The organism is Marinococcus sp. LNHM3E3-2.2 (assembly GCF_056034385.1).
Window position 1 is genome coordinate 158,716 of record NZ_JBQLIC010000006.1, and the last position, 26,771, is coordinate 185,486.

Genomic DNA, 26,771 nt, shown 5'->3' on the forward strand with positions numbered 1-26,771 from the left:
TGCTTCGTCGACGCAACTATGCCGAATATGAAGGATTAAAGGTAGACAGATTCAATTTCTTTTAAAAAATACCTTTATCTTTGGTAATTATTTGGGAAACAAATTTTTTTCCATTGCTCAATAGATTGTTGAAAACGTTCTTCTAAATATACAGGTCTCAATTCAGTATAACCTTGATTGAATAAATAATTTTTAAAACTATCTTTTCTATTAGTTAACAATGAAAAAATCGGCTCGCTTTTTTCTACTAAACCACTAAACATTTCTAGTTCTTCAATATCAAAATGGTGATAAGTTCTTACTTCTTTTGCTAGAGAAGAAATCACTTCTTGTTCTACATAATCTTCATAATAGTCCAGAGTCGGTAAAAATCCTTGTGTAACTAAAACCAAATGAATTTCAGTAACACCTTCCATAGATTCATGCTTCTCTTTTTGGATTTCTGGAATTTTTTTATTCATTTTTTTTAGAGGCTCAATGATTAAATCATTAAGGTCTCGTTTTATATTAGTTTTACTGCTTTGTACTTCTGATGCAAACCTTACAAAAGAGCTTTTTATTTCAAAAATTATTAATTTATTATCTTTTTTCAACATTACATCTGAACTTTTTTTATGCTCTCGCCCGTAACAAAATTCATCAAAAAATTCAAAATCAGTCTCTGAATTTTCTTTTGAATGTTCAACTAAATTCATACAATATATTTCAAACGGGCGGCCGAATGCTGCGTTAAAATCTGTACTTTTTGCTCCATTATCTTTATATATATTTCTTAATTTATGGTAAATACCTTCAAGATACTGCTTTTCTAAGAATAAATAATTCATTGGAAGAAAATTATTTTCATCAATTTTCAAAATAGGATAACTTTTAAGTTGACTATAATTCCATTGGTCATTTAAATTTTGTGCAGCCCAACCTTTAGCCTCATCGATACTAATTGAAAGTTCTTCTATAGTATCCCTGCACTTCTCTTTATAGGAAATATCTTTAAATTTTTCCTCGACATTAATTACTGGAAAAACACTTTCATCTTTGGAACTATAAGCTACGCTAAATATGATGAATAAAATCATAAAATATTCATCTATACTTATATTATATTCCGTTTGAAAATCTTCATTGATATCGATGACGTTCCCACCGTCAAAAATGTCTAAATCAGCAGCTATTTTAGTATAAATTTCTTTATTTCGTGCCAAATCATTATGAAATTGAGGGCTATTATTAAACATAAGATTACTAAATACGTAAGCCATCAGATCTTCTTTATCTTTAATCGTCGGTTCTAAGTATTCATTAAGATCTAACATTAAGTTTTCAAATTCAGCAGCATTAAATTCATAAGATTCTTCATTGTTAAAATCACTATAAACTAATATCCATTTTAAAGCGTTAAGTATGGTTTGCTGAGCAAAAATAAAATCTGTATCTTCATCATTTGTGTATTGATTGTAAATTTGAAATGATTTGGTATTCAAAAATTTTATAGCTTGTAGAGGAGGGATGACTTTTAATTCTTCAATTAAAGTTTCTACGTCTTTTTTTGGATAACCTCTAGAAGTTTTAGTAGCTATCATTTTTTGTCCCATCAGAAACCCGCCTTTCGTTTAATTGGAATAAGTACAGGTTTTTTCATGTTTTCAAAATATTTAAATTCAAACTTACTCTTTACTAATGTAAAAATTAGTTGTATTTTTTATTTTTTCGCTGCTCGCTTCTTTGTTCTATTTGCTCTATAGCGCTTGATGGCAGTCCTTGAAACATTTTTTCGGATTCTTCTTGTTCGGTAACATTATAAAAAATAACTTGATTTAAGAGTTTAAATAAGAAGTGAGTGATATCTTCTCTATCCTCTTGAAGGTTAATAGTCGGCCTTTAAAAAACAAAAGCGAAGAGTACCGTTTCAATGGCCATGGATAAGTACAGGAGAAGAGATAGAATAACCAGATGAAGCTTCTTCAGCTTCAAGGACAGGAGTGTCGCAGCCAAACCCGACAGGACGAGAAGAAACATCACAAGGAAGATCCCGGAGATGCTCTGGTAGAGAGAAAAAGAACCCTCCTGCGTGAATGGGGTGAACCACTCCATCGGCAAGGTAAGAGAAAGGTACACGAGCGTCCCAACTAGGAGAATATTCCAAACCGCAATAGACATTATGGGTGAATTCATAAGTATCAGATCCTTCAGAGAGAGAAACGTAGCACCGAGCTACGCTCCATCACATTTCCTTTTAGCATATATGGTCGAACGGGGAACGCCCGTTACTTTTACAATATCTTTCACACTCATGTGATTGGTCGCTCGGTTCTCGAAGAGCTGTAAGGCTTGCTGAACTGCCTTTTCCGATTGGCCCGGACGGCTCATATGTTTTCCATACGCTTTCGCTCGTTCTCTTCCTTCTGTGGTACGCTCCCGGATCAGGTCGACCTCAAACTGCGCAAAGCTTCCTAGCACATTAAACAACAGCGTCTGCATGCTATTGGTTCCCTCTCCGGCGTGAAATTCCATATTATCTTTTAAAACAACACCGAAATACCTTCGGCTGCCAGTTCGTGCACAATATTGTTTAGATTAATAATCGAACGGACAAGGTGTATACGCGTGCATATCCGATACGTTAGGTCATGGGCGTCCCTCCAAAGTGTCTAAAAATCTATAAGGTATTGTACATTTTATTATGGAACCCCCCCCATTTTCAGAGACAAAAATGGGAGGTTTCGGGCACTGTCCAGAAGTTTTTTAGTTAAATCTGTTGATTTTTTGGTTCGTTATTAAATCTATGAGCTACTTCTGTTCGATATTGAAGCAGGATTTTAATTATCGTACTATTTCTAATGTTAGATGGGCTCTTCGTTTATTTTATTGGTAAATTAATAAAACCCTAGTTCTTCTTCCTCTTCTTTTTTTTTCTCTCTCTCTATATTGTTGATCAATTTTTCCACATGATTTTGGGCCCATTCCCTAACTATTGATGATTGATGACTCTCAAAGTATTTGTAAATAGAAATTTGTGCTTGGAGATGAGGAATCGGCGAGCCAGTCCAACTGAACGTACCTAAACGAGCACTAATATTACGTAACACTTTTTCATTAGAACCATACTGAGAAACTAGATAGTATGCAATCTGAGTTATGTTCGCTTCTTCCTCAGAGTCGACATCTCTCATAACCGGAATTGCTGCTGAGAGAAGCTCGGGCCCTTTATTATTAAGTTCACACCACTTTACTAGGTTTTCATATGGCACGCTTTTTAACGGCCAAGTGTATCCACCTAGAAGACTGCTTGGTTCTAGTATTTCTATTGTTCTATAAACAACTGTTTTATCCTCAGAAAGCAAGCCTTCACTGATTATTGGCCAGCTGTGTTCCCAACCATAGTCCATTAGAATACCAGTAAATTCTCGTAAACTTTTTCTTTGCTCAAAATTTAATTTAGTCGCTAATAAATTCACTATCTCTTGAGAATGAGCAGAGATAAATGTTTCTTTTTCTTCATTCTCATCGTTCAGAATAATCTTTTTTGTCACCTCACTAATTTCATAACTAAAAATTTTTCTATTAATTATAACTTCCGGTTTTAAGATCAAAGCTTTAAATTCACCCAATAATGATCTGAACTTTTCATCATCATCATAAGCATACATGTATAGAATGTGCCAACTAACAAGGTACCCTTCTTCCCCATACTTAACAATCTCTGAAATCAATCTTAATACTTCTTCAAATTTTAAATGATCTAAAACACTTCCATATGAAAAAATATTCAAGGTCTCAACATTTATTTTTCTTTCCTTTAATAATACGATAATTCTATCAATATCTTTTTCAGAAATACTTATAAACCTTGTTAAATCTACAATAAATTGCACAAACTCCGCACATTGTGAGAAATCATTTAAAAAATTATCTACTAGTTCAGAAGCTTTAGTCTGTAAAAAAGAAAGGACTCCTCCGATAAAAGATAAGTTAATGTATTCAATATCTTTATTAACAATTTCTTTCAAAGAATCTTTTGTTCTATTTAGTAAAAAATTTGGATCTTCAACCCATTTAGCAATTTCATAACCAAAAACGTACCCTTTTCTTTGTTCTCCGATTAAAACTAAATGTAAGTTACTTAGTAACTCTTCATAATGATTTTCAATAGTATATAAAGCGAATTGTTTTGCTTTTTCAGCAGAAATATCGATATATTCCCCTTTATCGTTTTTTTCATGTTCCCACTTCGATATACTTACGAGTAGTTTTAATTGATTTATGAAATCGTCTGGTTGTAACCATTTCTCCCAATTCTGCAATCGTTCTAGTCCTTCTTTTGGAATTTTAGAGCCATCAAAATCAATGGTATCTTTTATACTTTCTAATGCACTCGGCCAAAATGAACCTTTTCGATCAATTATTATTTTTATAGATTTTTCAAGTTCTTCTACTTTTCCATAGGAAACTAAGCCCCGTATACTATTTGCTATTATCTCTAGTGCTCTCTCAGACATTGCTTCACTATTTACTGCTATTTGTGTAATCTTTTCAAGTGCAACTTGCCAGTATTCAAAAACTTCACTCCAAGTTTCAGGCCTCCATTCTTGATTTATCGGTCTACTTCCTTGTTTTTCCACTCCTATCATTCGACTAAAATGATGAGTTTGCAAAGCGTGTCCCAGTGCTTCTACACCTAAAAACTGAACTTTAGATACTTTAGATTCTAAGGCATGGTCTATTACCTTTATCCTTACTTCGGGAGGAGCTTGTGTGCCCGATAAAACATAATGAAACAATTGCAGAAACTGTTCTGTTGCATTATTAGCCCAACTTTCATTTTCTGCGGCAGCAAAATATAATAATATTTTTGAGGAAATTTCGAATGTTTCTTCCCAAAAACATAGCTTCTCCAATGCCCAAATTAAATTTCTTCTACCTGATTCCACTTGCAATAATTCTTCAATGCTCATCGAACCAAAGGCCCTATTTAGAGCTTTTGCTGTAGCTTTAGGATTCACCTCTACTAAAGAACGGAAGAGGCGGGAACCCTTTTCAGAATTTAGAACTTCCGCTTGGCCAAAAGGGGCCTGCTCTCCACATAAATTCGAAGTTAATTCTTGAGCCTTAGGAAGAAAATGAAGTTTTGCCATTTGGTCACACAGAGCCTCAGACATCCCTGTTGGCATCTCTGCTGTTACAATTTGATATGCCGTTTCGGGTGCACAGTTTTTCCACCAATCCGCGGCCAGACGTATAGCTAAAGGCTGCGGTGTTACTCTAATGTATCTCCCCCTTACATCCAATATTCCCCTATCAATAAAATATTGACAAGCTGCATAAAATTCGTCATTAGTAACCTTGCATATATGCTCAGCAGCAAACTGACGTTGAGGTGAAGCCTCTTTTTCAAATCCTATATGTTCAAATAGAGCGCATGTTGATATTACTTTTTGTTTTGTGTGGTCTTTTTCATTTCTACCCCACAGAAGTTTTTCTATTAAAGTATTATCTTTTAAACTTCCGATATCATCTTCCATATTAAGCCTAGCCTTTGCTAAAAGTACCGCGATTTTGGGAAAGCCTTGAGCAAAATGAACAATTCGTTCAATGTCTTCTCGGGATATATTCTGATAGCTCTGAGAAATGATTCCTTTGATAATTTCATCTGATACTTGTTTTAATTCTATGTAAGGGTGATCACTGTCATATTTCTCAGGATTAAAATCTAATGTTAATAAATTCAACTGACTCTCTGAATGTTCTACTTCTCTCCTTAAGATGTTATGCATTTCAAAATTACAATTGTCTACAATGAGAGTCCCTCTCAAGCCTTGTGATCTCCAAGTTGCAATACTTCCAGATAATTTATTTGAATTCATAGCCGCATCTATATATATTGCTTGATTACTCCTAGAAAGTTGTGCTATATCACTTAAATCATCTGGAGGTCGAAATGCTTCATAGGCTAACCTTGTTTTACCTAACCCTGATAACCCTATGATACGTGCGACCCTCCTAACTCCCGTGAAGTGGTCTTTTAGTTGTGCTATATTGGCTGAATTTGAGTCATCGAATACATAAGTGTAATCATCTTCTTGATAACCGCTCCACTCTTTCCAAGTACAGGCCCCCTCTAATAAATGATTGCCTACCCAACCCCAAACTGCCACGACTGCTGCAATTGATTCATTCGTCCATGCCGCTATTGTTCCCGCATCATATATATGTATACATACAGAATCACTATCTATTTGTAACGATGAGTTATCGATAGCTTCTCTAAATTTATCAATTCTTTGCTGCTTTTGTTGTTCATTTAATGTTTGGTTATGAAATAGGATATAGACTCCTTTTTCTTCGATTACCTCTTTAACCTTTGGTTTGAGTTCAGTATCATTTGTTAATATTTCATCTTTGCATTTTGAAGGGGGCATGTCTGTGGCTTTGCACTGAAAAAAAGTAAAGCGACTTGGCAACCAATTTGTTTTTTCTACCCCCTCTGTCCACTTTATCCTGCCGTCTTCACCGCCGTCTGGAACATTAATATTAAGGGCTACTCCTACTGAATTAGCAGGGATATTCCATTTTTCAGATTCGGCATATAGCAACATTGACAATAATTCCGTTAGCTGTTGATCCGATAATTTTTCTATATCAGTGTGAGTAACTTTTAAAAATTCCATTATATATTTCTCCCCTAGAAAAAGTTTTATACTGATGCATGCTGTACACCTTTATAACAATTTCTCTTCCTCTTTCAATTTTGGTTCAATTCTACTTTCTTTCGCAAGGTTTCCTTCAGACACCTATTTAAAATCATTAAAATCTATTAACCTTAGCCATGGTAAATTTGTATTAACTTTATCTTTCCAAAATACTTAAATTAACAAACTGGTAGCTCGTAATATACGAAAACACCAATGGGGTTCATATGAAATTCGAGGGAAATAAACTTGGTTTGTCTCTTAGCACAAAAAGTCCCATATGTAACGAGGCTAATTCCTCACAATCTTTAAATATGAAATATATAATTTGCTCATAAAAGAGTTTGTTTACAACACCTCAATGTGTAAAACTGCTTGTATCTACTTTCAATCCAGCATGTTCCCCATAGTTTCTTCTTCGAAGGAGATAGCGCTCTGTCGTTCGTATCGACGCATGCCCCAACATATCCCGTACCGAAGCAAGGTCAGCTCCATGCTCTAGCATGTAATAGGTCGTATAATGACGACACGTGTGTGGCGTAATAGGATCTCGACGGTGCTGCACAAACGGAAATGGAGCTGAAGCAATGAGCTTGCTGAAGCGATCCCCTAGGTAGTTCACATGATAATGTTCCCCGTTTTTCTTTGGAAAGAATGCAGAGTCTCCTGTAAAGGTCTCGGTGATCATTTCACGCTCTTCCCGGAAGTCCTGGAGGATACGCAGCACATCGGCGAAAAGAAAAATCGGCCGCTCCTTTTCGCCCTTTCCCGTAATGTGCAGAAAAAAGGCCCCTTCTGGCGATCGCCACTCCAGGTCGCGCCATTTGGCATTTGCCAGCTCTTCAATCCGCATACCCGTGCTCGTTAAAACGACTAACAAAGTATAAGCAAACGTATCTTTTTGTTTGAAATAAGAGAGTAATTGCTGAACTTCGTGCTCATGAAGATCCCGGTCTACGAGCTCATCTCTCGGTTGAGCGACGGGAGCCATTTTTGTTGTCAAATCGACTTCCATCATGTCTTCCTGCACGAGGAATCGCAGAAACTGTTTAATGACCGTACTATGACGTGCCAACGTGCTCGCCTTATATCCCTTCTCTCGCTCGAGATATAGCTGATACGCATAAATACGTTGAGCAGAAATTTCTCTTAATCCTCCGAACTCTTGTACATAAGTAAGGAATGGGACAAGCGTTTCTACATATTTGCGCTTTGTTCGTTCGCTTCGCTGTTTACGAAGCGTATTGTTTTTATGTAAATAGATGTACATTAAAAATTCATCAGGTATCTGTTCCCACTCAACCCCTTCGAAACCTTGCGCAGAAATATCTGTATATAAGTCACTATTCAGAAACGAGTGAGAGCTTTCTAATGAAAGAGCTTGAGTTTGATTTCCCGGTAAAACAAGGTGGTTCATTCTATGCCCTCCCTATTGTTGTTCTTAACCCAAAACCTAAGGAAATTGAAGCTTTCATTAGTTATTATTTTATCATAAAAAGTAAATTTTGAAATTTTTCGACAATATTTACTTACTTGTTTAATTTTTGTTTTTTTAATTTAATTTCAAAAGTTTTAAATAAACCTTTTAGAAAAGTAGAAAAACATAGCAAGATTTACAGTTAAGAGTACTTTGATATTTATAGCTCTATTAATCCGCTCTGTAAATATGCGCGGAGTATACGAACAAACTTATGGAATTCTGTTTCTTTTAAGGTATGCCCTGCCTGTTTAAATACTACCGATTGTGCGTTTTTCATTTTTTGTTGGTATTCTCCGGCCTCTTCTTCAGATAAAAGTGATTCTTCTCCCGTACCTCTCAGGATGAGCGTCGGACAGGAAATCTAATGAAGAGAGGAACGAAACGAGAACTCCCGGGCATCTCGTTCGATTCCCCGAACGACCTGCTCGTCCATGAGATCGCTACCTCTTTGGTCTCCATATGAGGTCTGCAAGTAATGATCAGCCCATCCCGGACCCATTTGTTTATCGACTGCGGGGTATTCGGCTAAGATTAATCCCTCCAGCCTGGAGGGTTGTCGTAGCGCATAACCCAAGGCGTAGGAAACGCCACACGAATACCCCATCAGATAAAAGCGGTGAAGGTCAAAGAAATTCGCAACTGCCTCTATATCATTCACATGGTCCTCCAAAGTATATCCTGATGTTGGCGCACTGCTTTTCCCTCTACCCCGATGCGCAAAAACAATACACCGCCGGGGCTCTAACGCCCGGATCGTATCAATATAGTTTTCAGCAGGTTCGGATAATCCCGGACTAATAAATAAAGGAGTTGTCTCCCTAGTATCCGGAGAACTGTCCAGGCAGTGTAAAACCGTATTATTGCCAGAAATCCAGTATTCTCTCATCGATAACCCCCCTTTTTGCTGAAGTTTAGCCGAATCATTATTTTTTGCTCCCGCTCTCCTCCAAACGTTTCACAAAGCTCGAGCCTTCGCGAAGATACCCATGTTTTTGATAAAACTGATGTGCCGCCTTCCGTTCATTTCGATTACCACTCGAAACTACTACACCATCACATCCAAGGTGGTTCGCCCAGACCTCTACGGCTTCGATTAAAATTGTTCCAATGCCTTGGCGCTGTTTATCTGCTCTCACTGCCATAGCTAAAATAGCTCCATATGTGCCCGTTCTTTCAAAATAATGCATATGCCCCAAGCCAACAAACCCGAAAATTTCTTCTTTATCATTTACAGCGACAATTGCTTCGTATTGCGGCAGCTGCATTAAGTGGTCCATGCGATTAACGATATCCTCTGGCGTGCTCGTGTACCCCAATACATCAAAAAGCAACGGTAGAGAAATATAGTCCCGTTTCCTGATCGTTCGGCAATGAATCATCTTAGTAACACCTCCTTGTTTAGTTATAGAAGCTTGAGAAAACTATTACAGACGATAAATGTAATCACTATACCCCGACACTAATACTTGCCGCTGATGGAGAGGCAGCCAAAAGAAAGAAAACGTCTTTCCTTCTTCCTCCCCCGGGCGGTTGATGGCTCCGTTGGTTTAACGGGGTATATTATTAGTTGAATCTCTTCTACATTTCTTCGGGTGCCTGAACACCAAGAATACGCAACCCCTCCTGCAACACAATCGCCATTGCATGTACCAGGGCCAGTCTGGCTGGCAGCTCCTCGTCCTCCCTCCGTATGCGTACCTGATTGTAGTATTTGTTGAAGCTCTGGCTTAAATGAATCAAATACTTGGCAATGACCGAAGGCTCACTCTGATGGTAGCTTCTTTCAATAACCGACGGAAAAGCTGCCAGCGCTTTGATGACATTCCAGCTCGGAGCATCCGTTAATCCCTGCTCCACTGAAGACGGCTGATAACCGGCCTTCTTTAGAATCGAAAAGGCTCTTGCATGCGTGTACTGTACATACGGCCCTGTCGTTCCTTCAAACCGCAGCATATCCTCGAATTGAAATTCGATATTATTTTGCCGTTCGTGCTTTAAGTCATGAAAAATAATCGCTCCAACACCGACTATACGCGCAGTTTCTTCCTTCTGCCCAAGCTCCGGGTTTTTCTTCTCAATATTTCGCTGCGCCAGATCAATGGATTCCTGAATCACTTCTTCCAGTAAAATCACTTTTCCTTTTCTCGTCGACATTTTCTTCCCATTTTGCAGTATAAAGCCGAACGGGATGTGGATCATTCCCTTCGCCCAATCGTATCCCATCTTTTCCAAAACCAAAAACAGCTGTTGAAAATGCAGGCGTTGCTCGTCTCCGACAATGTAGTACGATTGATCGAACCCGTACTTCTGATGCCGATAGATTGCCGCGGCCAGATCCCGTGTGGCGTATAGCGTAGCCCCATCGGATTTTCGAATCAGGCACGGCGGCAGCTGATGGTCGCTCAAATCGACTACTTCTGCTCCTTCGGATCTTACCAGCAGCTCCTTCTCTTGAATCAGTTGCGCCACCCCCTCCATCCGATCGTTATAAAAGGCTTCGCCGTGGTACGTATCAAACTCTATACCCAATAGATTATAAATCTTTGAAAATTCCTGCAGGGATTCGTACCGGAACCAACGCCAGAGAAGGGCTGCTTCTTCGTCCCCCTGTTCGAGCTTTCGGAACCACTGACGTGCCTCTTCTTCCAAATGCGGCTCAGTCTTCGCTTTTTCATGGAACAGTACATACAAATCCAGCAGTTCTTTAATCGTATTCTGCTGTACCTGCTCCTCCGATCCCCAGCGCGTATAAGCCACCATTAATTTTCCGAACTGGGTCCCCCAGTCCCCCACATGGTTAATCTTGACCGGGGTGTATCCACACTTTTGGACAATGTTCGCCATGGCATTACCGATCACCGTCGACCGTAAATGCCCCATCGAAAAGGGCTTCGCAATATTAGGTGACGAAAAATCCAGCGTAATGGTCTTCCCTCTCCCCCATGCATGCGTCCCGTAATTCGTTCCTTCTTGTTGAATGCGCTGAAGAAGTTGCTGACTGACAGCTGCTTTATCTAAAAACCCATTCACATATGGTCCATCTGCCACCACGTTTTCAAATAACGGGCTGTTGATGCTGTCGGCCAACTCGGCAGCGATTTCCTTAGGATTGGTTCGGAAATGCCTGGCCAGCGCAAAGCAAGGGAACGCCAGATCTCCCTGCCCCTCATATTTTGGATATTCAATCAACGCCTGGACCTCCTCGACATTCAACACATGCTGAATGTGCGGGGTAATGGCTTCGGCATAATGCTTTTCGTATTCGATCATCTGCTTTTCCTCCTGTTTATAGCATAAAAAAATCCCGCCTCTGTATAGAGACGAGATCTTACCCGCGGTACCACTCCGATTGTTCCGAAGAACCTCCTTGCCCATTGATAACGAAATGACCCGACGGTTCCTACTTGGTTTCAGACCGTTCCTCCGAAGTGCGCTTCATCATGCACCGTTTCCCAGGCTTCCACCGTCCCTGAGTCGCTGCCAGACCGGCCGCATCATTACTCTCTTCTTCCCCGAATATGATTTATTAATGAAGAAGTGTATATGTAAAAGATAGAAAAATCAACCTTAAAATTACAAAAATGGTTTTCGAGACTGTGCTTTTTCCATAAATTGTGATATTTTAATAACAACCATATTTAAAGCATCCAACAAAACTATTTTCACGAAAGGACGAAAGCTCATGTAGGCAGCTCATCTTCCCCATATAAAAACTAAATACAGTGGGTGATATGATGAGCAGCACACGTTCGTTCTTTTTGTTGTTGAGTAATCAGTCCATCGCCAGTGCCGGCGATATTTTTTATCTTGTAAGTATCATCAGCGTCGTTTACGAACGCACTTCTTCCGTGTTTCTCGTTTCTCTTATTCCTTTTATCAATACGTTTTCCCGGTTTCTTGGCGGCTTGTTCGCTCCTTTGATACTGGAAAAAGGGAACCTGAGATCGATTTTAGCTTCGGCATCTATCGGTAAAGGGCTGCTGTTGATGACCCTGCCCATGCTTCTTTTAACAGCTATCGGGTCTTCATTTTTAATTTGGGCGTTGATCATTGTGGGCCTGATTGCCGTATTGGACAGTTGGATCACGCCTGCCCGGAACGCTTCTCTTCCCAGAATCGTCCCTCGGCGCTTTCTGGTTTGGGCAAACAGCCTGATGTCCGTTTCTGACCAAACGATTCAATTAACCGGGTGGCCTGTTGGCGCTCTGTTCATCGTACTGTTTCCACCAGGTGCAGTGTTTATAGGCACTTCCCTTACTTTTATGATAATTCCTTTACTGCTTCTTGGTGTTCGTATTGAGAGCAGCGACGCTTCTTTGCAAACCTCGTCGGTTTCATCGATGGCAGAAACCATTCAATCGGGATGGAAGTATGTATGGAAGCATCGTCCGCTGCGCACCATGTTTATTGTCGATGGCATCACTTCTTTAACAGCAGCCATCTGGATCGCTGCGTTACTGTATGTGTATGTTGCCGATGTGCTTCAGGAAAATGAGTCGTGGTGGGGTTACATCAATGCTTCGTTTTTCGCCGGCCTGATGATTGGCGGTATGCTCTGCTTCCGGTTTGAAAAAGCTCTTCAGGCTAAAGCCCGGTATTTTTTAATCGGCAGCTCGTTTTGTGTTGCGATATTCACCTTTTGGTTCGCGTTTCCAGCTTCCAACGCTTTCGCCCTGCTCATTTCCCTTTTGATCGGTATTCCGACGCAGGTTCAGGAAGTTACGCAAATTTCTCTGATTCAAGCCCATACGGAAGAAAAGCAGCTGGCAAAGGTATTTTCTTCCAGAGACGTTATTTTGACCAGCTTTTTTGGCCTTTCTTCATTATTGGTTGGAGGACTGGCGGAAACAGCGGGAGTGCGCATCGTTTTCATCATTGCTTCCCTCCTTTTGGCCATCAGCTGTCTGATGTATATACGGCACCGAAGAATATTATCGGTTTCTGCCGAAGAACAAAAGCTTTCTGCGTATAGGACACTGAAACAATAAATCATTATAAATAAACAGCAGCGCTATCTTTCTAGAGGGCGCTGCTGTTTATTTATGCTTTTTATTATCGGCTTCGTTACTTCAGCTGTTTTATAGAATTACGACAAGCCTATTAGAAGGTCATTCCGACTCCGAATCAAGTAAATATGGCAAAGTAGTTTAATAGCGTGCCAAAACATCCATGTTCTTTTTAGAACGTGCTAAAAATAATTCAAGACCTTTTGGTACGCAATAGTGCTTTTTTAGGTCGACATATACAATGACTAAAAAGGTCTACCTTTTGCAACGCTCCATAAATAGAAATTTGATCCAAAGAATAGTTGGCAATAGTTTCCTTGTTATGTACTTGATTTGGATTATATGAAAAAATAAGTAAGGAAAGATAATCTCAATATGAAATAAAAATGATTTTTTGTAATTTACAATCATATAGGTAAAGCACATTTGGAAAAAGGAGTGTCAATAATTGAAAGATAAGACGAAAGAAGTGGGCCATGCGATTGCAAAAGGAAGTTTAAGTGCAGTTCCAGTGGCAGGAGGGCTTTTATCAGAACTTTTTGGCCAAGTGTTTGTAGGTCCTGCTACAAAAAGAAGAGAACAAGTACTCTCAGATATGGACGAGAGGTTGAAAATATTAGAAGAAGAAGGACATGATATTCAGCAATTAGCAGAGAGTGAAGAGTTTTTAACGATTGCTATGCAAGTATATAATGTGGCCTTGAAGACGCATCAGTCAGAAAAAAGAGTGAAATTAATGAATGCCCTTTCTAATACACCTAAGCTTCATATTGGAGAAAATAAAAAGCAAATGTTTCTAACTTATATTGATGAATTTAATGAATGGCATTTGAGGATACTCTATTTTTTGGATAACCCAAATATTCATTTTAAAGAGGGGAGTAAACCGAATATTTCAATGGGGGCAAAATCTTCTATACTGACCATGGCCTTCCCAGAACTAGATTCTGAACGTGGGTTTTACGATCGAATAGTCATTGATTTATACAACAATGGATTGATTTTTCACGAATCGCTTCATACGACTATGTCTGAACAAGGACTATGGCAGTCAGGCACTTCTGAATTCGGCAAAGAATTTTTAGCCTTCATTTCTAATTAAATTTATTATTCATGATTTCTTCCATCAAACGGGTACCTCTGCGAAACAATTGTATATACTCTATCTTTTTGACTCTTAATGTGTACTTTTTGGGAGGCATTCTTGATAATAAAAAAATAATCTCTCCTAATACGTTAGAGAAGATCATTTTTTTATTATGTTTTTATGGAACGACAAAAAAACATATCGTATTGATGAGGAATAATCCGCCTAACACCCATACTACGATCATTTTTGCCGCTCGATGCTTGTGATAGACATGAACAAGAAGAAATAGGAGCGGTGTTACCGTACAGATAAATAGGACCCCTTTGTTCTTGTCTTCTATCGTATAGTGCATCTGATCTAATAAAAGCATCAAATTCCATGAAATAAATAAAACGATGCCATACATATAAAGAACGTATTTTGCACTGGTCATCGAACACCTCCATGAATAGCTGACCATATTTCTTTTTCCATAATAGCAGCCAATTATTTGAAAAGGACTATGATGGATGTTGTTCGATCTATTCCTTGTTATAAAGGTAAACTGCCTAGAGAAATGCCTGTTTTCCTTTAATATTACATGTCCTTCTCATTCATTTCTCATTTTCTTATAAAGAAATGCTCATCTCATGCCTTTATTGTAGAAGAAGAACCACAAATATCGGGGAGAAGTGGCCTTAAAAGAAAAATGTTTGGAGGCACTCTAGGGTGTGCATTTTCATGAGCACTCATTAGACTTAGTAGTTTCGAACGAATAGCAAAAACCATTCAAGGAGGAATCCATCATGAAATGGAAAATAGAAGAAGCGTTTCATCGCCTAAATAAGCACGCGGAAGAAGACGTTTCCACTCTCTTAATAAAGGGCCATCCGGCTTTATTATATTTAAGTGCGAAACAGGAACAACAATTACAGGACGTGTTTTATTTTCTTCGCGAAGAAAACTTGGTGCATATCGAAGCTATCGATGATCACTATCCCCGGGGGCGTCAAGCTCATGTGGTTCTCAAAGCCCTTCCCCTGCCACGGTTGGTGCAAATATGGGAGGAAATCGAATATTCTTAACACATTAAAAGCATGCACTTAAAAATGAAATAAAATTTTGTATAAATTAATTACGGTGCATGAAATTTTTAATATCACTGAAAGAAAGCCAGCTCAATCGGCTGGCTTTCAAGGTGGGTATCACATGTTAAGGGAGATGGCGATTGGGAGATCGCTCCCATCCTCAAGATACCACTTATTTGTCTCGTTGAACACGTCAAAGAAACAATCTTTACAAATATTTAAAACTTCCTTATAGCTAACGAATGATTTTGGCCTAAACCTCTTCCATCGCGTGCCCCGGAGTGTTTTTCCTGTTTTATCGGGAAGGGCTTATTGTTATATTTATGCCGCTATCGGGTATGGCCTATGGAGATAAATCTTCAAATTTCAGAGCCATCTTACATGGTTTACCCAAAAGGAGAGCGAAGACATGAGTCGTTGGTTCAATATTTTTATCGTAACACTTGTCATGCTGGTATCTTCCAGTGCCCTGACCGCCTGTGGGGATGACGAGAAATCGGATGGGATGCCTGAAGAGTTTCCTAATAACGAAGACGAATAATACATGGGGTGTTTTCATCATCTATTTCTAATACCTTCAAAGGAGAGAGCCAATGTTTAAGCTCGTGTTAACCTTAACGAATGGCCACCAGGTTTCGCATAAAGTAGCAGAGGAAGAGGCAGCCATCGATGCGTATTTTGATGTTCAGCGGGCGATGAGCACAGCGGCCAAGGGGACCTCCCAGGAAGTCTTGGCCCTAGGAGACTCGTTGCTCCTTCGCGCAGATGCTATTATATGCTGTGAACTGAAAGGGCCGCGAACTCAATAATCAGCTTCAGGAAAGAAAGATTTTCCCATAGAATCATCAATAATCTTCCATGCAATAACTATTTTCACATGACCACCCAGGAGGCATCCGCTATGAAATGGAAACTCGAAGAGGCGCTGAAGCGCGCGGCGGATGTTATCGTCCTGCAGAAACACTACCATCTCTCGTCACCCCTTCCTCGGAGCGACGTCTTTTCCCCGCGGCCCTGGTATGACTCCCGGCAGTTGAAAAGCACGGGAGCTTTCCTCCTGGCCGGCTTGTTCTATAGCCGCCGTCCCCAGACAGCTTTGCAGCGCCTGTCGCAGCGATCCAAACGTCTGCACCGACGACGGCCATCCAGCATCCGTCACCTCCAGCGCCATATCGGGGCTCATGCCGGTGATCACGGGATCGCCCCCCATCAGCCTCACCCCGTCCAGCACTTCCTGAAAGATGGTGATCACCTGGGATTCCATATGCGCCACACCGGAAAGATCGATCATGACCGTCCGGAGTTTCTGCCTGCCCACCTCGGTGAGAACTTTCTCTTTAATAAACGCCATGCGATGCTCGTTCATGGCCCCCACCAGCGGCAACACCCCAATCGTGGGGTGGATCGGAATGAGCGGGGCCGAAAGATCCTCCACCAGGGCTTCCTGTTCCTCCAGGGCCGCCTGTTTATAGGCGTTATAACTTTGTAAAAAGGTATGTAAAAAGGCGTCGATCTGATTGTTCACGTCCCGCTCCCAGTGAAAAAATTGGGAGGGGTCGACCACCCCGCTCAAGCGTTGATACGCTTCGATGACGATCCACGTCGTCCGTCGCAGGGCGTGGATCCATGTTAATTTAAATGACAGGTCGATCGAGGCGTTGGCCCACATCCGGCCTTCCTGGCGGGCAAAGGCTTGCAGCTCCTCTGCTTGATCATGGATCGCATAGGCCACGATCTGCCGGGCATTCGTCACCAGATCGATGTGACCATACTGCAAAATATCCCGGATATCTTCGCGGATCGCTGCCGCTTCCTCAAGTAAAATTTCTTCAAAATGGTGCGTATTGGCCTCCACAAACGCCTCAAGCGTCATGGATGCCTCGAACGTGTAGCGCATCGCTAAGTCCCTCCATGATTGTTTTTTGGTCCATAAAAATAAACCGAACAAAGCCTCCCAGCTTCATTCGGTTTATTAACAGGCTCTTTGTCCTTTAATTGTCACCAAAAAACATTATTCTTTTCTTTGTTCCCTGCTTCATCTTCCCTCAAACGTCTTTTTCATTTGAAAAAGACAAGATAGGTTTCACCGTTAGTTCTTCCCTGTGCCTAGACAGGGTCGGAGACGAGAAAAATCATGCTTTTGTCGTTTTCGAAGTTCCAGTCCACAAAATGTCACGAATCGGCACCTCTAGAATATCAATGTCGAGAAGACAGTGCTTCTCCCCTTTTTAACTGCCTGAGGCTACCGGAGAACAGGCGGGAACTCGACTACGCGCCATCACTAACCACCACGTTTGATAAAATATGTAACGTATAATACACCAAAGAGGAAAGCTACTTTGGTATTCGATAGCTTCCCTCTCAGCTAACTTAACTCGAGACCTCGAGGCTATTTCTTTTTCTTTCTCACCGCATTAAAAATCATGCTTACAATTAAGACGAGGATAATCGCCCCGATCAAGGCGGGAATAATAGCAAAACCACCGATCGCTGGCCCCCAGCTGCCGAGAAGCGCCGTGCCCAAACTGGCACCGATAAATCCGGCGATAATATTACCAATAATACCAAAAGGGACGCCTCGACCGGTAATAGCCCCTGCAGCCCAACCAATCAATCCACCAATGATTAAACTCCAAATAAACGATAACACACTGTCACCTCCCATCAATGTTAATTTTTATCTATTAACACTCTCTTTTTCCATTTCCTGCTGATGTAAAGATCAAACCTTCTTCCATATTTTTCTGTTAATGTATATCCATTTCTATCAATAATATCTTGTAAATGTTCTCTTTTTCCATTTTTATTTTTATTTGTATTGAATTTCCTCTATGATATTATGCGTACGATATTCTTATTTCAGGGGGCTTTATATTATGAACGAGGAAGAGCGCCAGCATGATATAAGCACCTCCGAAACTTTGGTCATAGTAGCTTCCTTCTGGGCCCCGTGGTGTACGCCGTGCCACCGGTTGCCGTACATTTTAGATAACGTGCAACGAAAAATGGAGGACCAGGTCGCGATTCTCCCGGTAAATATCCAGGACTCCCCTTCTCTTGCTGAGGAATTCGAGGTGACAGTCCTGCCTACCCTGCTGATCTTACGCCAGGGGCATATCCTCGAACGCCTGGAAGGGCTTCATTCTTCGCCGGAAATTATCCATCTCTTAAAACCTCATATGTAATGACAATTGGGATGTATGAAGGAAACCCAAACGTTCGCTTCTTACCCCGTTCCCTCTCTTTGTTCCGTAAATGTGGAGGCTAACATTGGTCTATTGCCTTCGTTCGGCCGACAGGTTTCTACATTATAGGCTTAATTTTCTCCAAGGGATCTCCTCCTACTTTTTTCCTTTTTGGTTTTGCGGATGATGATAAAAACCTTTCAAAATCCTTCAACCACAGGGATTTGGGTAGTTATTTTCCGTTTCGGCAAAGTCCCTTTTTTCTTTATTTTACAAGCAGCGGTTTCCCCCTGGGGACACTTCCGCTTCCCCATTCCCCAGTCCATCCCCGTATAATAAGAAACGAAGGAGGTTCATCGATTTGCAATTATTTTTTATCATCTTTTTTTGCTTATGTTTATTTTTTCCAGTGCTCCACCTGTTCCACTGCCTCCCCTGGTTCCGGGAAACGGACGAACGACAGCCGGTGGTCACCGGCGGCCGGACAGGCATCAGCATTATTATTCCATCCTACAATGAGGCCGGCATTATCCGTACCTCTATGCAGAGCATGAAGGCGTTGGATGCAGAACAAGCCGAAGTTCTCTACATCGATGACGGCTCGCGGGACGATACTTTTATGCTGTTGAACGAGGAGCTGGACCTGCACCTTTGGGAGAAACAAGCCCTTGGCTCTCTCCCCCATCAGCCCGTGGAAGGGGTTTACCGCTCGTCGCTGCATCCGAACATCTACGTCATTCAAAAAAGGAACGGCGGGAAAGCGGACGCCCTGAACGCCGGTATTGAATACGCCGCCGAAGAGGTGGTGGTGACGCTGGATGCTGATACGGTTCTCACCCCGGAGGCACTGCCCGTCATCAACAACAAATTTTCCGATTCGGATGTGGTGGCCGCCGGCGGCATGGTGCATGTCCTGCAGACCAAAACCGCCTCGCCATTGCGGAAGCTCACCCTCGCGGGCACCAGCATGCTGCTCCGTGTCCAAATGCTCGATTTTCTGAAGGCCTTCTACGTCACCAAGCTGTCGCTGGCCCGTTTTCAGGCGCTCGCAATCATTTCAGGCGCTTTTGGTATTTTTCGCAAGGATGCCCTGCTTGATGTTGGCGGGTACCGATCCTCCGTCGGAGAGGATATCGATATTACCCTGAAAATCCACCGCTATATTGGACGGCAGAAAAACAAAAAGGTGTTACTGCTGACCGAAGCGATCAGCTATACCGAGCTCCCCGAAACATGGAAAGACCTGTTTAAACAGCGGATCCGGTGGCAGAAGTCCTACATGGACTGCCTCGTGCACTTTCGTTCGTTTTTTACCCGGACGCTCGTTACAAAGGCGGTTTCCTTTTTCTATATCATCGAATCTCTAATCGTTGGCATTTTGGCTGCTTACGTGACCGCCGGCTTCTTTGTCGCCAACGCCTTCCTGAACATGGCGTTTGTCTTTGTGGGCTTTATCGTCGTCTATATGAGCTACATATTCGTGTTTAATTTCATCTATAATATGCTGGCCCTCCGCCAGGTGAACCACTACGGGTTTACGTTTAGCCAAGGCGACCGCCTCCGTCTGCTTACGACCATTGTCTTTGACGTCTTCGTGCACCGGTTTATTACGATGTACTTTGTCATGTACGGAAGCATTGCTTATTTTTTCAACAAAGACTGGAAAAAAGTCTCCCGCACGGGAAATTACTACGACCTGAAGGCAGCTCCGCCGGAAGCCAAAAAGAAATCTTAAATGCAAGGGGGCAGCCCGAAACATGAAATGGAAAAAAATCGTATTAATCATCGGCACCAGCCTTGGCGTTATGCTGGTTGTCGCCGGCAGCTACGGCTGGAATCTGGTTGCCACCACTTTTACGGCCATCCAGGAAGACGTAGACCGGGCGGAATCCGACAACCGCCTCGACACGATTAATTTGGACGAGGGAGATCCCTTTTCCGTCTTATTGATGGGCGTAGACGAATCCGGGGGCGCGGATGACCCCAACCAGCGCACAGATGCGCTCGTGCTTTTGACGGTCAATCCGGACACGAACTCCACCCAGATGGTAAGCATTCCGCGGGACACCTACACGACCATCGCAGGCGAAGGGGAAAAGGATAAAATCAACCACGCCTATGCATTTGGCGGGAAGGATGAAACAATCCGCACCGTCGAGCAGTTGTTGGACGTGCCTGTCGATTACTTTTTTCAGGCGGACATGACCGGCTTTGAAGACATGGTTAACACCATGGATGGTGTCCGGATCGATAACTCATTCGCCTTCACGTATAAAGGCACCCATTTCGCCGAAGGCTCCCAGGAATTAAACGGCGACGAAGCCCTGAAGTATGCACGCATGCGCAAAGACGACCCCCGCGGAGACCTGGGACGCCAGGAACGGCAGCGCGACCTTCTTCTTGGGATGATGGATAAAGGCACGGACATTTCTTCTGTCCCGAAAATTAAAAGCATTCTTACCGTCGTGGAAGACCACGTGCGCACCAATTTCCAACTAAAAGATGTTTGGACGGTTCAATCGAACTACCAGCCTGCCCTGGACGAGGTGAAGCAGCATGAAATCGAGGGGGAAGACGGCGAAAAGGACGACACGTATTACTACATGCCGGATGCTGAACAGGTGCAGGAGTTGTCCGACCAACTGAACCGGCATCTAGAAATCGAACATTCCGGCGATAGCGCCTAACGTTTTTTCGACCATTTGGACGTGCGTTCTCCAGTCACTTTCCCGTATAACGCCTTTTATTCCCTCCAGATCCCAAGGTCTATTTTCTACGCACAGAGAACTATGTTTATATGGACGTGGTGTGGGGGGGCCTCCTGCTTCCCACCATATCGTCAAAGCCATCCCTCAGCTAAAACTGTGGCAGGCACTTCACGGGATCAAGAGTTTAAATAATTTATTGCCCCCTGGGAACTGATTTGATCTCAGCGGGCAATATTTTCACCTGTAGCCTTACTAATACTTAAAGTATATCGTTATCTTCTAGATTCTTCACGCGTGTGGCAGTACTGCTATATTGTATTTCTTAACGTACAAATTAAAAAACCAACCTTCGTGCGGACAAAAAACTGAATCCGACCATTACGGAACCTAAACACGAAGACACCACAACGAGAAAGACGTTTGCGACGAGTTGGCAAAAGGAAAAGACTTTACATCCCATCTTAAAGGAGGCTTCCAGATGAGCAGCGAAGACCCGAAAAAAGCCGACCAGGAAATTCAGGCGATGGACCAGGAAGACAAGGACGAGATTTTAGAGCATTTCGCTACGTTTAAGGATTATTTAGGGGATCAGGTTCGAAAGGGCGAAAAATTAAATCTTAGCGAAAAAAGCCTCGCCCAGGGCGCAAAGCGCGTCTCGGATTATTTAAATAAACACGAAGAGCCCCGGAATAGGGAAGAAAAAGTATTGCATGAGCTATGGAAGGAAACTGAAAACGACGAGGAAAAAGACACGTTTGCGCGATTACTCGTTCGGCTGGCCCAGCAAACCAACGATGAAAAATAGCATTGGTCCATGAAGCAAGTGCCTGCGGGCATTTGCTTTTTTATGTTTTCGGTTTCGGTTTTATCCTTGGTTACCATATGAATAGCTCTCCCTTTCTTCTGCCGGAATCCGGCAAGAGAAGTAATACATCTTACAGCCGTTCCCTTCTTCCTTTTCTATAATAAAACAGTAGTCATGAACAAGGAAAACGAACAAGATAATGAAGATGAATGATTCCGCTCCGTGTCGTGCCTCCTTTTCAACCTCTAACCATGGGGCTTAACGGAAAGACCAGATCGATTCATGATCCAAGGTAGCAAAACGGCGGAACAGACAAATGATTTCTTCGTCAACTACTTTTATTCCTTCCCGATTGCCGATGTAATCTATCTTACACCCCCCGTTTCAAGACGTTGGGCCAAGGTAATAGCATGAGCAGCATCATCAAGGAACAGAAAATGTACCATACAGGAGGAGTTCTATTATGATCGAACACATTAGCGCCGTATCCAAAGGCATGAATACCGAAAGCACATCTGGAGATCACAAAATTGTGATTGATGAACCCGCGAACATGGGAGGTACCGACGAAGGTGCTAATCCCCTCGGCACATTGCTCGCCTCGTTAGCCGGCTGTGAAAATGCGATTGCCAACTTTGTGGCGAAAGAAATCGACTTTGACCTTCAGGGCATTGAGTTTGAGGTCAAAGGCGAACTCGACCCGAACGGCATGATGGGCAAAGGCGATGCCCGCCCGTACTTCCAGACCATTACGGTAAATGCCAAAGTCCACACCAGCGAATCCGAGGAGCGTGTCCACGAACTTCAACAGACAGTGGATGCCCGTTGCCCGGTCTTCACGACCATGGTCGCTGCCGATGTTGAAATGCAGGCCACCTGGACCAAAGCATAAATCAACCGCATCCAAACCAACGAATAGAAGGAGATGGAGATACCCGTGCCTCGGGCTTCCATGCCTCACTTTTGACAAAGGAGAGATTGATCATGGCTATTGTTCATGTGACTGATGATAACTTTCACCAGGAAACGTCCGAAGACATCGTATTAACCGATTTTTGGGCTCCCTGGTGTGGCCCCTGCAAAATGATTGCTCCCGTGTTGGAGGAGATCAATGAAGAAATGGGAGATCAAGTAACCATTGCGAAACTCAATGTCGATGAAAATCAGGCGACGGCCGGGAAGTACGGCGTGATGAGTATTCCCACGATGCTCTTGTTTAAAAACGGGGAAGTCGTCGAACAGATTGTCGGCTTTCAACCCAAAGACCAATTAATGAATTACATTCATAAATACACCTAAATGAAAACCTGACCAACGACAGGCCTCCGCTCGTTTCGTCCATCGACAAACGTACGGGGGTGTTTGTTTCCTTCGAGCGTCTCCCAACAGAAGGAAGCTTTCGTTTCATCACCAATTTATAGGAGGTCATATGTTGACACCATCATTATTCACCCAGACATCATTAAAAAATAGAACATTACACAATCGGTTCATGGTCGCCCCGATGACACGCATCAGCGCGCAATCGGATGGCCGGGCGACGGAAACGATGCAGCGCTATTATGAACGCTTTGCTCGCGGAGGGTTCGGCGGCATTATTACCGAAGGGATCTATACGGACGAACATTATAGCCAGGGGTATTACCATCAGCCCGGCCTCGCCAACGATCAGCACGTTCAAGCCTGGAAACCTATCGTTCAGGCGGTACAGACCCATGACGCCGTCTTTATTGCCCAACTGATGCATGCCGGCGGCCAAAGCCAGGGGAATCCGTACACCGATGAGCGTATTTCTCCTTCCGGGATGGCTCCCAAAGGCGAACAGCTGGAGTTTTATGGAGGAAAAGGACCGTTCCCCCCCTCCCGCGCGTTGACGGATAAAGGCATGGACCAGGTGCAGGAGGCCTTTGTGGCCAGTGCCTTACGCGCTAAACAGGCTGGTTTTGACGGCGTCGAGATTCACGGCGCTAATGGCTATTTGCTCGATGAATTTTTAACCGAATACATGAATCATCGCCAGGATGCCTTTGGCGGATCGCTCGAGAACCGTCTGCGTTTTCCTCTCGCTATTATCCAAGCAGTGCGACAAGCCGTCGGAGAGGACTTCATGGTTGGGATCCGTATCTCCCAAATCAAGGTCTCGGATTCGTCTTATCAGTGGTCCGGAGGGGAGAACGATGCGCAGGTCGTTTTCGAACAACTCGGAGCTTCTTCCTTGGATTACATTCATGTCACCGACAGCGATGCCACCCAATCCGCCTTCGGGGAAGGGACCCGGACGCTTGCGCAGGCTGCCAAAACCTTTAGTGCTCTGCCGGTCATTGCGAACGGCGGCCTGGGAGACGTAGACCAAGCCCATACGTTCATTGCTGACGGAGACGCCGACGTTATTGCTTTAGGCACAAGCGCCTTGGCTAACCCCGATCTACCTCACAAAGTAGCCAACGGCGCCCCTTTGGCTTCCTTTGATTTTGCGAACACCCTGCTTCCCCAGGCGGAAATTAAAAATCATGAACTGCAACTGCCCTTGAGCGAAACAGAATAAATTTCTAAAAAAGAGGATGAGGATGGAAGTAAACAGGGTGCCTGCATAAGGTGCCCCTGTTTCACCTGGTTTCTATGTGATTATTTTTTGACGAATAGCCAACGAAAGGATGGATAACATGTCTACAAACTTATTTTCTCTTTCTCAGCAAGTAGCCGTCGTCACCGGCGGTGGCAGCGGTATAGGAAAAACCATGGCCGAAACGCTCGCGGGTGCGGAAGCCCACGTGATTATTCTCGGCCGTACCCAAAGCAAAATTGACGAAGCCGCTGACAACATCAAAAGCGAGACCCACGCAGAAGTGACACCCCTCGTCTGCGACGTCACGGACAAGGAACAAGTTTCGAATACCGTCTTACGCATCATAGAACAATACGGGCGAATCGACGTGTTGGTTAATAATGCCGGCACCGCCGCTTATGGGAAGATCGAAGATATCAGCGAAGAAGACTGGGAGCACGTGTTCCAAACGAACCTGACATCGGCGTTTCTCCTGACGCAGGCCGTTGTCCCTCACATGAAAAAAGCCCATTACGGCCGCATTATAAATACGGCTTCCGTTGCCGGCGGCGTGAGTTTGTTCTTCAGTTCGGTCTATGGACCAAGCAAGGCCGGACTGATTCACTTGACCAAACAATTATCCGGTGAACTTGCCCCGTACGGCATTACGGTGAACGCCATCAGCCCGTGGTTCTTTAAAACGGATTTTAATGCTGAATCTCTGGAAGATGACGATTTCCGCCATTCTGTCGAGCAGCGCACCCCGATCCAACGGACCGGTCGACTTGATGAATTAAAAACGTCCGTATTGTACCTCGCGGCTCCCGGGTCGAGCTATGTGAACGGCCAAAACATCTATATTGATGGTGGCATGACCTCTTTTGGTCTGTAACACGAGGCTTCTTCAGCCATAACCATAGTCGCTTCTCTAACCGATACCACGAAAGGAGCTTTTTAATGGCTGCGAACGCCATTTTTGCCTTTGATGTCTATGGCACCCTGTTTAATGTTCAATCGATCGATGCCACCTGCGAGGAGCATTTCCCCGGACAGGGAGAAAGCATCGGCCAGCTTTGGAGACAAAAACAAATCCAGTACTCCTTCCTGCGTCAGGCGATGGGGAAATACGTCCCTTTTTCCTCTGTCACACGGGACGCCCTGCGCTTCTCATTGGCCGCCCATGACCTTAACTGGTCGGCAGAGATCGAGCAGACCTTCATGAAAGCTTACAGACATCTGTCCCTTTATGAAGAAAGTCTGCACGTGCTGCAAACGTTAAAAGAACAATCAACCACGCTGATCGTCTTCAGCAATGGGTCGAGGGACATGCTGGAGCCTCTGCTGGAACAGGCGGGCTTAAACGACTATCTCGATCACGTCCTCAGTGTGGACGACATTAAGCAATTCAAGCCCTCGCCGGCGGCGTATCAGCTCATATTAGACACCGTGCGCGTTCCCCGGGATCAAGTAACGTTTCTATCCAGCAACGGCTGGGACATCAGTGGTGCCAAAGCGTTCGGCTTCACCACTGCATGGATCAACCGCAGCGGCCAACCGGTTGAAGAACTGCAACTGCCTCCGGATGACCATTACACCACACTCAGGCCATTGATTAGAAGCTGATTTTTCAGGAAAAAACGCCGCTCCTTCTCCGTGAATAGGTGGCGTTATCCTCATGTAAAGCACCTTACGGATATCTGAATTACCGGCCTATATTGTGAGAGGAAAGGAGAAAGTAATGATGACGCTTTATACCATTGACGGCTGCCTGGATTGCCAGCATTGGAGAGAAGAACTGGAAAATCACCGTATTGTTTTCGAGGAAAAAAACCTTTTGACCGACGATCAGGCCGTGGATGAATTACTTGCCTTCATCGGAGAAGTGAAGGTCCCAGTACTTCTCTGCCATCAGAAACAGCTCCACCTTTCCTCTGCGTTGTCTGGTTTCAGCTAAACCTGACCTTTCTATCTCTTTCTTTCCTATTTTCGCTTTTATTGTAAGTGTTTATCTCTACGAGCAGTAACCAAGGGAAGTGTTTCGCATAGGGGCGTCCAGCAGCGCCCATTCGAAACATCATAAATATAAAAAACAGAGAGGGGGATTGAGATATCTCAATCCCCCTCTCAGATTGTTGAGAAACAAAATAAAAGCGTCATGTTTGTTCGTGGATCGTTCGATCCACGTTCTTTTTTGGCTGG

Annotated in this window: 27 protein-coding genes and 1 other annotated feature; of the genes, 15 read left to right on the forward strand and 12 right to left on the reverse strand. The window is 43.2% G+C overall.

All coding sequences use genetic code 11. The annotated features are described in order from the left end of the window. Positions 1–74: 74 nt before the first annotated feature. The 8 genes from ACTRXF_RS10305 to argS all read right to left on the reverse strand — a co-directional run bounded on the left by ACTRXF_RS10305 (position 75) and on the right by argS (position 11,433). The gene (locus ACTRXF_RS10305) at positions 75–1,592 is read right to left on the reverse strand and encodes a hypothetical protein (protein WP_474279045.1); all 1,518 of its coding nucleotides are present in this window, start codon (positions 1,590–1,592) and stop codon (positions 75–77) included. A 286-nt stretch (positions 1,593–1,878) separates the two neighbouring features. Further along, on the reverse strand, positions 1,879–2,172 hold the full coding sequence (locus ACTRXF_RS10310; protein WP_474279047.1) for a hypothetical protein: 294 nt from the start codon (positions 2,170–2,172) through the stop codon (positions 1,879–1,881). A 39-nt stretch (positions 2,173–2,211) separates the two neighbouring features. Then, a complete protein-coding gene (locus ACTRXF_RS10315) occupies positions 2,212–2,478 on the reverse strand; it encodes a recombinase family protein (protein ID WP_474279049.1) in 267 nt (88 codons plus the stop codon). 395 nt (positions 2,479–2,873) lie between these two features. Continuing rightward, the gene (locus ACTRXF_RS10320; protein ID WP_474279051.1) at positions 2,874–6,665 is read right to left on the reverse strand and encodes a hypothetical protein; all 3,792 of its coding nucleotides are present in this window, start codon (positions 6,663–6,665) and stop codon (positions 2,874–2,876) included. 379 nt (positions 6,666–7,044) lie between these two features. Beyond that, positions 7,045–8,103, reverse strand: coding sequence for a tyrosine-type recombinase/integrase (locus ACTRXF_RS10325; RefSeq protein ID WP_474279053.1), 1,059 nt, complete (start codon positions 8,101–8,103; stop codon positions 7,045–7,047). A gap of 424 nt (positions 8,104–8,527) precedes the next feature. After that, on the reverse strand, positions 8,528–9,052 hold the full coding sequence (locus tag ACTRXF_RS10330) for an alpha/beta fold hydrolase (RefSeq protein WP_474279055.1): 525 nt from the start codon (positions 9,050–9,052) through the stop codon (positions 8,528–8,530). A gap of 37 nt (positions 9,053–9,089) precedes the next feature. Then, entirely contained in the window at positions 9,090–9,545 is a 456-nt protein-coding gene (locus tag ACTRXF_RS10335; RefSeq protein WP_474279057.1) for a GNAT family N-acetyltransferase, read from the reverse strand. Between the two features lie 199 nt (positions 9,546–9,744). Then, on the reverse strand, positions 9,745–11,433 hold the full coding sequence (gene argS / locus ACTRXF_RS10340) for an arginine--tRNA ligase (RefSeq protein ID WP_474279096.1): 1,689 nt from the start codon (positions 11,431–11,433) through the stop codon (positions 9,745–9,747). Positions 11,434–11,479: 46 nt separating this feature from the next. Further along, positions 11,480–11,688 (reverse strand) — a binding site (T-box leader). 212 nt (positions 11,689–11,900) lie between these two features. On the opposite strand from argS, the gene ACTRXF_RS10345 reads away from it, so the two are divergent. Both ACTRXF_RS10345 and ACTRXF_RS10350 read left to right on the forward strand, forming a co-directional pair. Next, the gene (locus ACTRXF_RS10345; protein WP_474279059.1) at positions 11,901–13,154 is read left to right on the forward strand and encodes an MFS transporter; all 1,254 of its coding nucleotides are present in this window, start codon (positions 11,901–11,903) and stop codon (positions 13,152–13,154) included. Positions 13,155–13,620: 466 nt separating this feature from the next. After that, positions 13,621–14,274: a hypothetical protein gene (locus ACTRXF_RS10350; protein WP_474279061.1), complete on the forward strand. Its 654-nt coding sequence runs from the start codon at positions 13,621–13,623 to the stop codon at positions 14,272–14,274. 163 nt (positions 14,275–14,437) lie between these two features. Here the strand turns inward: ACTRXF_RS10350 and ACTRXF_RS10355 are convergent, their stop codons facing one another. Beyond that, positions 14,438–14,695 (reverse strand): hypothetical protein, encoded by a 258-nt coding sequence (locus ACTRXF_RS10355; protein ID WP_474279063.1) that lies wholly within the window; start codon positions 14,693–14,695, stop codon positions 14,438–14,440. A 352-nt stretch (positions 14,696–15,047) separates the two neighbouring features. Between ACTRXF_RS10355 and ACTRXF_RS10360 the strand changes: the two genes are divergently transcribed. The 3 genes from ACTRXF_RS10360 (at position 15,048) to ACTRXF_RS10370 (ending at position 16,138) form a co-directional block, all read left to right on the forward strand. Further along, on the forward strand, positions 15,048–15,326 hold the full coding sequence (locus ACTRXF_RS10360; RefSeq protein ID WP_474279065.1) for a hypothetical protein: 279 nt from the start codon (positions 15,048–15,050) through the stop codon (positions 15,324–15,326). A gap of 412 nt (positions 15,327–15,738) precedes the next feature. Continuing rightward, positions 15,739–15,870: an EexN family lipoprotein gene (locus ACTRXF_RS10365; RefSeq protein ID WP_474279067.1), complete on the forward strand. Its 132-nt coding sequence runs from the start codon at positions 15,739–15,741 to the stop codon at positions 15,868–15,870. A 52-nt stretch (positions 15,871–15,922) separates the two neighbouring features. Continuing rightward, positions 15,923–16,138 (forward strand): hypothetical protein, encoded by a 216-nt coding sequence (locus ACTRXF_RS10370; RefSeq protein ID WP_474279069.1) that lies wholly within the window; start codon positions 15,923–15,925, stop codon positions 16,136–16,138. On the opposite strand, the gene ACTRXF_RS10375 is transcribed toward ACTRXF_RS10370, so the two are convergent. The 3 genes from ACTRXF_RS10375 to ACTRXF_RS10385 form a co-directional block, all read right to left on the reverse strand. Beyond that, positions 16,132–16,299 carry a hypothetical protein gene (locus ACTRXF_RS10375; RefSeq protein ID WP_474279071.1) on the reverse strand — a complete coding sequence of 56 codons (168 nt, stop codon included), beginning with the start codon at positions 16,297–16,299 and terminating at the stop codon, positions 16,132–16,134. The genes ACTRXF_RS10370 and ACTRXF_RS10375 overlap by 7 nt on opposite strands. Before the next feature lie 6 nt (positions 16,300–16,305). Then, positions 16,306–17,226 (reverse strand): STAS domain-containing protein, encoded by a 921-nt coding sequence (locus ACTRXF_RS10380; RefSeq protein ID WP_474279072.1) that lies wholly within the window; start codon positions 17,224–17,226, stop codon positions 16,306–16,308. Positions 17,227–17,718: 492 nt separating this feature from the next. Next, positions 17,719–17,979, reverse strand: a complete 261-nt coding sequence (locus ACTRXF_RS10385) for a GlsB/YeaQ/YmgE family stress response membrane protein (protein ID WP_474279074.1) — start codon at positions 17,977–17,979, stop codon at positions 17,719–17,721. A 226-nt stretch (positions 17,980–18,205) separates the two neighbouring features. On the opposite strand from ACTRXF_RS10385, the gene ACTRXF_RS10390 reads away from it, so the two are divergent. The 10 genes from ACTRXF_RS10390 to ACTRXF_RS10435 all read left to right on the forward strand — a co-directional run bounded on the left by ACTRXF_RS10390 (position 18,206) and on the right by ACTRXF_RS10435 (position 26,526). After that, positions 18,206–18,514: a thioredoxin family protein gene (locus ACTRXF_RS10390; protein ID WP_474279076.1), complete on the forward strand. Its 309-nt coding sequence runs from the start codon at positions 18,206–18,208 to the stop codon at positions 18,512–18,514. A 361-nt stretch (positions 18,515–18,875) separates the two neighbouring features. Beyond that, positions 18,876–20,249 carry a glycosyltransferase family 2 protein gene (locus ACTRXF_RS10395; RefSeq protein ID WP_474279078.1) on the forward strand — a complete coding sequence of 458 codons (1,374 nt, stop codon included), beginning with the start codon at positions 18,876–18,878 and terminating at the stop codon, positions 20,247–20,249. A 22-nt stretch (positions 20,250–20,271) separates the two neighbouring features. Further along, positions 20,272–21,201 (forward strand): LCP family glycopolymer transferase, encoded by a 930-nt coding sequence (locus tag ACTRXF_RS10400; RefSeq protein ID WP_474279080.1) that lies wholly within the window; start codon positions 20,272–20,274, stop codon positions 21,199–21,201. Between the two features lie 499 nt (positions 21,202–21,700). Then, entirely contained in the window at positions 21,701–22,027 is a 327-nt protein-coding gene (locus ACTRXF_RS10405) for a DUF3243 family protein (protein WP_474279082.1), read from the forward strand. A gap of 463 nt (positions 22,028–22,490) precedes the next feature. Next, complete coding sequence (locus ACTRXF_RS10410; RefSeq protein WP_474279084.1) at positions 22,491–22,919, forward strand: OsmC family protein; 429 nt, start codon at positions 22,491–22,493, stop codon at positions 22,917–22,919. Between the two features lie 92 nt (positions 22,920–23,011). Further along, a complete protein-coding gene (gene trxA / locus ACTRXF_RS10415; RefSeq protein WP_474279086.1) occupies positions 23,012–23,326 on the forward strand; it encodes a thioredoxin in 315 nt (104 codons plus the stop codon). A gap of 133 nt (positions 23,327–23,459) precedes the next feature. Further along, positions 23,460–24,572, forward strand: a complete 1,113-nt coding sequence (locus ACTRXF_RS10420; RefSeq protein ID WP_474279088.1) for an oxidoreductase — start codon at positions 23,460–23,462, stop codon at positions 24,570–24,572. Between the two features lie 118 nt (positions 24,573–24,690). Then, the gene (locus ACTRXF_RS10425) at positions 24,691–25,464 is read left to right on the forward strand and encodes an SDR family NAD(P)-dependent oxidoreductase (RefSeq protein ID WP_474279090.1); all 774 of its coding nucleotides are present in this window, start codon (positions 24,691–24,693) and stop codon (positions 25,462–25,464) included. Between the two features lie 65 nt (positions 25,465–25,529). Further along, positions 25,530–26,195, forward strand: a complete 666-nt coding sequence (locus tag ACTRXF_RS10430) for a haloacid dehalogenase type II (protein ID WP_474279092.1) — start codon at positions 25,530–25,532, stop codon at positions 26,193–26,195. A 115-nt stretch (positions 26,196–26,310) separates the two neighbouring features. Continuing rightward, a complete protein-coding gene (locus ACTRXF_RS10435; protein ID WP_474279094.1) occupies positions 26,311–26,526 on the forward strand; it encodes a glutaredoxin domain-containing protein in 216 nt (71 codons plus the stop codon). Positions 26,527–26,771: the final 245 nt, after the last annotated feature.

What these genes read in the sequence shown, in the direction of transcription:
- ACTRXF_RS10305 (WP_474279045.1), bottom strand. Translation starts at nt 1,592, where the DNA reads ATGGGACAAAAAATGATAGCTACTAAAACTTCTAGAGGTTATCCAAAA.
- ACTRXF_RS10345 (WP_474279059.1), top strand. Translation starts at nt 11,901, where the DNA reads ATGAGCAGCACACGTTCGTTCTTTTTGTTGTTGAGTAATCAGTCCATC.
- ACTRXF_RS10410 (WP_474279084.1), top strand. Translation starts at nt 22,491, where the DNA reads ATGATCGAACACATTAGCGCCGTATCCAAAGGCATGAATACCGAAAGC.
- ACTRXF_RS10405 (WP_474279082.1), top strand. Translation starts at nt 21,701, where the DNA reads ATGAGCAGCGAAGACCCGAAAAAAGCCGACCAGGAAATTCAGGCGATG.
- ACTRXF_RS10335 (WP_474279057.1), bottom strand. Translation starts at nt 9,545, where the DNA reads ATGATTCATTGCCGAACGATCAGGAAACGGGACTATATTTCTCTACCG.
- ACTRXF_RS10380 (WP_474279072.1), bottom strand. Translation starts at nt 17,226, where the DNA reads ATGCGCTACACGTTCGAGGCATCCATGACGCTTGAGGCGTTTGTGGAG.
- ACTRXF_RS10390 (WP_474279076.1), top strand. Translation starts at nt 18,206, where the DNA reads ATGAACGAGGAAGAGCGCCAGCATGATATAAGCACCTCCGAAACTTTG.
- ACTRXF_RS10400 (WP_474279080.1), top strand. Translation starts at nt 20,272, where the DNA reads ATGAAATGGAAAAAAATCGTATTAATCATCGGCACCAGCCTTGGCGTT.
- ACTRXF_RS10365 (WP_474279067.1), top strand. Translation starts at nt 15,739, where the DNA reads ATGAGTCGTTGGTTCAATATTTTTATCGTAACACTTGTCATGCTGGTA.
- ACTRXF_RS10430 (WP_474279092.1), top strand. Translation starts at nt 25,530, where the DNA reads ATGGCTGCGAACGCCATTTTTGCCTTTGATGTCTATGGCACCCTGTTT.
- ACTRXF_RS10435 (WP_474279094.1), top strand. Translation starts at nt 26,311, where the DNA reads ATGATGACGCTTTATACCATTGACGGCTGCCTGGATTGCCAGCATTGG.
- trxA (WP_474279086.1), top strand. Translation starts at nt 23,012, where the DNA reads ATGGCTATTGTTCATGTGACTGATGATAACTTTCACCAGGAAACGTCC.
- ACTRXF_RS10320 (WP_474279051.1), bottom strand. Translation starts at nt 6,665, where the DNA reads ATGGAATTTTTAAAAGTTACTCACACTGATATAGAAAAATTATCGGAT.
- ACTRXF_RS10375 (WP_474279071.1), bottom strand. Translation starts at nt 16,299, where the DNA reads ATGGTAGTGTTTCTGCAGGACGATAACATCCGCCGCGCGCTTCAGCGC.
- ACTRXF_RS10315 (WP_474279049.1), bottom strand. Translation starts at nt 2,478, where the DNA reads ATGCAGACGCTGTTGTTTAATGTGCTAGGAAGCTTTGCGCAGTTTGAG.
- ACTRXF_RS10360 (WP_474279065.1), top strand. Translation starts at nt 15,048, where the DNA reads ATGAAATGGAAAATAGAAGAAGCGTTTCATCGCCTAAATAAGCACGCG.
- ACTRXF_RS10370 (WP_474279069.1), top strand. Translation starts at nt 15,923, where the DNA reads ATGTTTAAGCTCGTGTTAACCTTAACGAATGGCCACCAGGTTTCGCAT.
- ACTRXF_RS10425 (WP_474279090.1), top strand. Translation starts at nt 24,691, where the DNA reads ATGTCTACAAACTTATTTTCTCTTTCTCAGCAAGTAGCCGTCGTCACC.
- ACTRXF_RS10325 (WP_474279053.1), bottom strand. Translation starts at nt 8,103, where the DNA reads ATGAACCACCTTGTTTTACCGGGAAATCAAACTCAAGCTCTTTCATTA.
- ACTRXF_RS10330 (WP_474279055.1), bottom strand. Translation starts at nt 9,052, where the DNA reads ATGAGAGAATACTGGATTTCTGGCAATAATACGGTTTTACACTGCCTG.
- ACTRXF_RS10310 (WP_474279047.1), bottom strand. Translation starts at nt 2,172, where the DNA reads ATGAATTCACCCATAATGTCTATTGCGGTTTGGAATATTCTCCTAGTT.
- ACTRXF_RS10355 (WP_474279063.1), bottom strand. Translation starts at nt 14,695, where the DNA reads ATGACCAGTGCAAAATACGTTCTTTATATGTATGGCATCGTTTTATTT.